Origin of the sequence: Ideonella sp., assembly GCF_041914305.1 — a bacterium.
GTDB lineage: Bacteria > Pseudomonadota > Gammaproteobacteria > Burkholderiales > Burkholderiaceae_C > Ideonella.
This window is the reverse complement of sequence record NZ_JAYSDQ010000031.1, coordinates 24,214-30,838: the sequence shown is the minus strand read 5'-3', so window position 1 is coordinate 30,838 and position 6,625 is coordinate 24,214. Positions and strand designations below refer to the sequence as shown.

Below are 6,625 nucleotides of genomic sequence, written 5' to 3'. Positions count from 1 at the left end.
GCGCCCGCCCCCCGAGGGGGTGCTCAGCCGCCTTGGGGCGGCCCGGCGCCGTCTGGCTCGCCCCCAGGTCGCTTCGCGCCCGCCCCCCGAGGGGGTGCTCAGCCGCCTTGGGGCGGCCCGGCGCCGTCTGAATTTCTTCACCATGCTCAAGAGCCTCACCCTCAAGGATTTCGTCATCGTCAGCACGCTGGACGTCGAGTTCGACGCCGGCTTCTCGGTCTTGACCGGTGAAACCGGCGCCGGCAAGTCGATCCTGATCGACGCGCTGCAACTCGCGCTCGGCGCCCGCGCCGAGAGCCATGTCGTGCGTGAAGGCGCCGCGCGGGCCGAAATCACCGCCGCGTTCGACCTGCCGCCCGCGCTGTCGGGCTGGCTGGACGAGGCCGGCTTCGATGCCAGCGACAGCACGCTGCTATTGCGCCGCATCGTCGATGCCAAGGGCGGCAGCCGCGGCTTCATCAACGGCAGCGCCGCCACCGCTGCGCAGCTGCGCGAGGTGGCCGACCACCTGATCGACATCCACGGCCAGCACGCGTGGCAGGGATTGACGCGGCCAGCCTCGGTGCGCGCGCTGCTGGACGAGCAGGCCGGCGTCGACGTGCGCCCGATGGGCACCGCCTTCGACCACTGGCGCGCCGCCAGCCAGACGCTGGAATCGGCCCGCACCCGCCAGGGCGAGCTGGCCAGCGAGCGCGAGCGGCTGCAATGGCAGATCGGCGAGCTGGACAAGCTGGCCCCGGGCGAAGACGAGTGGCCCGAGCTCAACGCCGAGCACCAGCGCCTGGCCCACGCCCAGGCGTTGATGGACGGCGCCGGCCAGGCGGCGCGTGCGGTGTCGGGTGACGATGACGACAACGCGTCGCGCCGCGTCGCCCGCGCACTGGCTGCGCTCGAAGACGTGGCCGAGTTCGACCCACGCCTCGCGCCGGTGCTCGAGGTGCTGCAAGGCGCGCAGGCCCAGCTCGAAGACGCCGCCCACACGCTGAACGCCTACCTGTCACGCACCGAGCTGGACCCGGCCCGCCTGGCCGAGCTGGACAACCGCATGTCGGCCTGGCTGAGCCTGGCACGGCGCTACCGCCGCCCGCCCGAAGAGCTGGCCGCGCTGCTGGCTGAATGGCGCGTGGCGCTGCAGGCGCTGGACGAGGCCGCCGACCTGGCCGGGCTGGAGCAACGCGTGGCCGACGCGCGCGCTGCCTGGCACAAAGAAGCCAAGGCCGTCAGCACCGCCCGCCACAAGGCCGCCAAGCCGTTGGCGCAGCGCGTGACCGAGGCGATGCAGCAGCTGGGCATGGCCGGTGGACGCTTCGAGGTGGCGCTGAACGCGATCGACGAGCCGCAGTCGTTCGGACTGGAGACGGTCGAGTTCCTGGTCGCCGGCCATGCCGGCAGCGCGCCGCGGCCGCTGGGCAAGGTGGCATCGGGCGGTGAGCTGTCGCGTCTCGCGCTGGCGATCGCCGTGACCACCGCGCAATCGCGCCAGGCGGGCGCCCATGCGTCCAGCAGCCCCGCCACGCTGATCTTCGACGAGATCGATACCGGCGTCGGCGGCACCGTGGCCGACTCGGTCGGCCGGCTGATGAAGCAGCTGGGCCGCAGTGCTCAGGTGCTGGCCGTCACCCATTTGCCGCAGGTGGCCGCCTGTGCCGATTGCCACTTCGTCGTCGCCAAGGCCACCGAGCGCGGCCAGACGCTGAGCCAGATCGCACCGGTGCATGGCGAGGCCCGCGTGGCCGAGGTGGCGCGCATGCTGGGCGGTGATCGCCAGTCCGGCACCAGCCTGGCCCATGCGCAAGAGCTGATCCAGCGCGCGGTGCACGAGACGCCGCGCGCAGCCCGCGCGAAACCATCGCCATGAGCGACGCTACAGGCCCCGCACCCGACCCTTCGCCGGCGGACGCCACGCCCGTCACGCGCGAGGTCGTGTTGGTCACCGGCATCTCCGGCTCCGGCAAGTCGGTCGCGTTACATGCGCTGGAAGACGCGGGTTATTTCTGCGTCGACAACCTGCCGCCCGAGCTGCTGCGCGAGTTCATCCGCGTCGAAAGCAGCCATGGCGTGCGCCGCATGGCGATTGCGGTCGATGTGCGCACCGCCGGCTCCTTGCCGCACCTGCTGCCGGTGCTGGACCAGCTGCGCGCCGAAGGTGTCGACGTGCGCAGCGTGTTTCTCAACGCCAGCACCGAGGCGCTGGTCAAGCGGTTCTCGGAGACTCGCCGCCCGCACCCCTTGAGCGCGCCCAACCACGAGGGCGACCCGCACCGCGCGCTGGTCGACGCGATCGAGCTCGAGCAGCAGCTGATGGCCGACCTGCGCGAACGCTCGACCGTGCTGGACACCTCGCAGCTGCGCCCGGCCCAGTTGCGGCTGTGGCTGCGCGAGCTGGTCAACGCCACCAGCAGCCGGCTGACATTGGTGTTCGAATCGTTCGCCTTCAAGCAAGGCGTGCCGCTGGATGCCGACCTGGTGTTCGACGTGCGTGTGCTGCCCAACCCTTTCTACATCCGCGAACTGCGGCCCTTGACCGGGCGCGACGAGCCCGTGGCCACCTACTTGCAAGAGCAGCCCGAGGTCGGCGAGATGCTGACCCAGATCGAAGGCTTCATGCGGCGCTGGCTGCCGTCGTTCGAGCAAGACCAGCGCAGCTACCTCACGGTATGCATCGGCTGCACCGGCGGCCAGCACCGATCGGTCTATTTTGTCGAGCAGTTGGCCAAGCGCTTCGCGGGCCGCGTGGCCACGCTGCGCCGCCATCGCGAGCTGGATGAACGCGCATGACATTGGCTGCCCACGCGCCTGACACGCTGGCGCTGTTTCCGCTGCGCACCGTGTTGTTCCCTGGCGGCAGGCTGTCGCTGAAGGTGTTCGAGGCGCGCTACCTCGACCTCGTGTCCAGCTGCATGCGCGAGCAACAGCCGTTCGGCGTGGTGTGCCTGCTGCAAGGCGGTAAGGTGCGCAAGCCGGGCGCTGCCGCAGTCACCACCCGCTTCGAGCCGATGGGCGTGCTGGCGCAGCTGGTGGAGGTCGATGCGATGAGCCCCGGTGTGCTGAAAGTGCGCTGTGCAGGGGGTGCGCGTTTTCAATGGACCACGCTGCAGGAAAACCGCGACGGCCTGTGGCAGGCCAGCGGCGTGACGCTGCTGCCAAACGACCCGGCCGAGCCACCCGGTGAGCGCTTTGCCGATGCCGTGCAGGCGTTGCAGCGTGCGTATGCGGCGCTCGCGCAGCGGCCCGAAGCCGAGCTGCCCGACGAGCAGCATTTCGACGATGCTGGCTGGGTGGCCAACCGCTGGTGCGAGCTGCTGCCGGTGCCGCTGGCCGCACGCCAACAGTTGATGGCCCTGACCGACCCGCTACAGCGACTCGGCCTGGTCGACGAGTTCTTGCGCAGCAAACAGCTGATCTGAGCGGCCGAGCAGTTTCGTCACCGGCGCCGGCAGGCCGAAGGCGGGCAACTCGCGGCGCTCGACCCAGCGGCCTTCTGGCCAACGCTGTTGCAGCATCGCGTCGGCCCGCGCATCGGCCGGCAGGCGGTGCTGCACCGGCTGCAACCGCAAGTCCAGATGGGTCAGCACATGGGTGAAGCCGGGCAGCACCTCGCTGCCGCCGGGCCAATCGCTCGATGCCTGCTGCAGCTCGTCGGTGGAACCGAATTCGGGCAACGACCACAGGCCCGCCCAGATGCCCGTCGCCGGGCGCCGCACCAACCAGACCTGTTCGCCCTGCGTCAGCCACAGCAGCGTGATCGCACGCTGGCTGCGCTTGAGCTTGCGGGTCTTGACGGGGTAGTCCTCGGGCCGGCCTTCGCGCCTGGCCACGCAGTCGTCGGTCAGCGGGCAGGCGTTGCAACGCGGTGCGCGTTGCGAGCACAGCGTGGCGCCCAGGTCCATCAAGCCTTGCGTGTAGGCCACCATGCTCGCGGGTTCGGGCAGCAGTGCCTCGGCCCGCGCCCACAGCACCTTCTCGTGGCGCGCCTGGGCGAGGTCGTCGCCGAAACCCAGCGTGCGCGTCAGCACCCGCTTGACGTTGCCGTCGAGGATCGCCACCCGCTCGTCGAAGCAGAACGCGGCAATCGCTGCCGCGGTCGAGCGGCCGATGCCGGGCAAGGTGGCCAGCAGCTGCGCACTGCGCGGGAATTCGCCGCCATGCTCGGCCACCACCGCCTGCGCACAGCGGTGCAGGTTGCGCGCGCGGCTGTAGTAGCCCAGGCCCGCCCACAGCGCCAGCACATCGTCGGCCGGCGCCGCAGCCAGCGCGGCCACATCGGGAAAGCGCTCGAGAAAGCGCTGGTAGTAGCCCAGCACCGTGCTGACCTGGGTCTGCTGCAGCATGATCTCCGACAGCCAGACACGGTAGGGATCGCGGGTTTGCTGCCATGGCAGCGCGTGGCGGCCATGCCGCCGCTGCCAGGCGACCACCCGATCGGCCAGCGGCCGGGCCGGCGCGGCGGTCGTGTCAGGCGCGCCGCTGCCGCGGCCAGCGCTCACGGCAGCGCCAGGCCGTCGCCTTGCAGCATTGCTTCGCCGCCAGAGACGGTGTCGACCGCGTCGGGCGACAGCTCGGCCGTTTCCGGCCCGCGCTCGGCACGCTGGCGCAACTCGCCGGCCTGCACATAGGCGCGCTCGATCAGCTCCATCAATCGCGCGTCCTGCGTCTCGACCTCGGCCAGCCGCTGCTCGAGCTCGCCGGTGGCCTGCTGGATGCGCTCGAGCGCTTCGCGGCGGCGCTTCAGGCTCTTGCGGCGGTCGCGGAACTGGCCGTCGATCTGCTGCGAGGCCATCTGGTTCCAGGTCTCGACCTCCGTGCAGGCGTTGTCGAACACGACGCGCAGCTTGGACATCAGCATGCGCTGGAACTGCTCGGAGAACGCCGAGCTGTTCATGCGGATCGCCCGCGTCACGCTGAAGTAGCGGCTGTAGCCCCGCTCGATCAGCTGCAGCTCTTCGCGGAAAGGCGCGAGGTCGGGTGACGGCGTCAATGCGAGCGAAAAGCCGAACTCGCTGTTGAGCTGGCTGAAGGTCGCCTGCAGCATCTGGTTGATCTCGGCGCATTGGTGCGCCGCCTTGTCGATCTGGCTGGTCAACCCGTCGCACAAGGCCTGGAATGCCGCGCGTGCGCGCAGGTTGAACCAGCTCGTGCCGAGCGTGGCCTGCAGGCTGGCCACGGCCTCGCGCAGGCGGTCGGTCGACAGGGCGTGCAGCGCCTCGCGCAGCATGCGCAGGTGCACGGTGCGCAGTGCAGCCAGGCGCGCGGTGCAGCGCTCGAACTCGACCGAGTCGGCCTGCACACGCGTCAGCATCTGCGTCACGCGGCCGCCGCTCTTGCCGCGCAGGCTGCGCAGCTCGAGCATCTGCTCGGCGTTGGCGCGGCGCTGGTCGCGCAGGCGGCGGGTGGCGTGTTCCAGCAGCGACTGCACGCCGCTGATCACGGCCTTGGCCAGCACCGTCTGGCGTTGCGGCAGCAGGTCGGCGTTCAACGCGGCTTCGAGCGCCGGCAGCCGGCTCTCTGCCAGCCCGGCTTCGTCGCCGGCCAGCCGCGCGGCCAGAGCTTGCCGCGCCGAAACCGGGAAGACCCGCTCGCGCGGCACGCCCAGGGTGTTGGCGGTCTCCACGCACTGGCGCTCGATCGCGCGCTCGCGCTCGGCTGGCGTGGCCAGCGGGTCGGCCAGCGTGTCGACCTTGTTCAGCACCACGAAACTGGCCAGCCCCTGGCCGCCGAGGTGGTCGTTCCAGATGTCCAGGTCCGACCGGGTGACACCGGTGTCCGCACCGAGCACGAACAGCGCGGCATGCGCACTGGGCAGCAAGCCCAGCGTCAGCTCGGGCTCGGCACCGATCGCGTTCAGCCCCGGCGTGTCGACGACGACCAGGCCGCGCTGCAGCAACGGGTGCGGGTAGTTGATGATCGCGTGGCGCCACGAGGGCACCTCGACGCGGCCGTCGGGCTGCACCGGCGGGTTGTCCGAGGCATTGTTGTCGGACCAAAGGCCAAGGGTGCGGGCCTCGTCGATCGTCACCAACTGCGTGGCGGTGACTTCGTTCAGCGAGCGCGCCAGGCCCGGCATGTCGCTCGGGTCGAGCGACAGGCGCTTCCAGCGCTCACGCTGGGCGCGCCAGTCGGCCAGCGACGCGGCCTCGCGGCGGGTGGCGATCGGCAGCAGGTCCAGCGTCGGCAGCTCGTGCGCGTCCCACGACAACTCGACCGGGCACATCGTCGTGCGGCCCGGCGTGGCCGGCAGCACACGGCGGCCCGCGTCGGCAAAGAAGATCGCGTTGATCAGCTCGCTCTTGCCGCGCGAGAACTCGGCGACGAAGGCGATCACCAGCTTGTCGCTGGCCAGACGCTGGCGCAATGCCTGCGACGCACCCGAGGCCGCCGGATCCAGCAGATCGCTCTGGGACAAGAAGTCTTCCAGCGTGGCCAGGTCGCGCTCGAGCGCGAGGCGCCAATCGGCGAGCGCGTCCAACCCGGGCACCAGGAAGGGCTGCATCGCGAGCTGGCGCTCGGCCGCGTTGGTCAGGTGCATGGTGGTCGCGTTCAGATCGGGCGGTACATGTAAGCGAATGTGCCAGCTCTGCCAGGGCAGCGCGCGGCGGACGGGAATCCTAGCAAAGCCCTTCGGTCA

At 70.6% G+C, this 6,625-nt stretch carries 5 protein-coding genes; 3 read left to right on the top strand and 2 right to left on the bottom strand.

From position 1 onward, the window contains the following. Window positions 1-142: 142 nt before the first annotated feature. The 3 genes from recN to ACE3SG_RS27970 are packed head-to-tail and all read left to right on the top strand — an operon-like array spanning window position 143 to window position 3,407. On the top strand, window positions 143-1,858 hold the full coding sequence (gene recN, locus ACE3SG_RS27980) for a DNA repair protein RecN (protein ID WP_374569550.1): 1,716 nt from the start codon (window positions 143-145) through the stop codon (window positions 1,856-1,858). Beyond that, window positions 1,855-2,778: an RNase adapter RapZ gene (gene rapZ / locus ACE3SG_RS27975; RefSeq protein WP_374569549.1), complete on the top strand. Its 924-nt coding sequence runs from the start codon at window positions 1,855-1,857 to the stop codon at window positions 2,776-2,778. The genes recN and rapZ overlap by 4 nt, the downstream gene beginning before the upstream one ends. Further along, complete coding sequence (locus ACE3SG_RS27970; RefSeq protein ID WP_374569548.1) at window positions 2,775-3,407, top strand: LON peptidase substrate-binding domain-containing protein; 633 nt, start codon at window positions 2,775-2,777, stop codon at window positions 3,405-3,407. Before rapZ ends, ACE3SG_RS27970 begins: the two co-directional genes overlap by 4 nt. Here ACE3SG_RS27970 and mutY read toward each other — a convergent pair. Both mutY and ACE3SG_RS27960 read right to left on the bottom strand, forming a co-directional pair. After that, on the bottom strand, window positions 3,354-4,487 hold the full coding sequence (gene mutY, locus ACE3SG_RS27965) for an A/G-specific adenine glycosylase (RefSeq protein WP_374569547.1): 1,134 nt from the start codon (window positions 4,485-4,487) through the stop codon (window positions 3,354-3,356). The genes ACE3SG_RS27970 and mutY overlap by 54 nt on opposite strands. Further along, window positions 4,484-6,526 carry a dynamin family protein gene (locus ACE3SG_RS27960; protein ID WP_374569546.1) on the bottom strand — a complete coding sequence of 681 codons (2,043 nt, stop codon included), beginning with the start codon at window positions 6,524-6,526 and terminating at the stop codon, window positions 4,484-4,486. Before ACE3SG_RS27960 ends, mutY begins: the two co-directional genes overlap by 4 nt. Window positions 6,527-6,625: the final 99 nt, after the last annotated feature.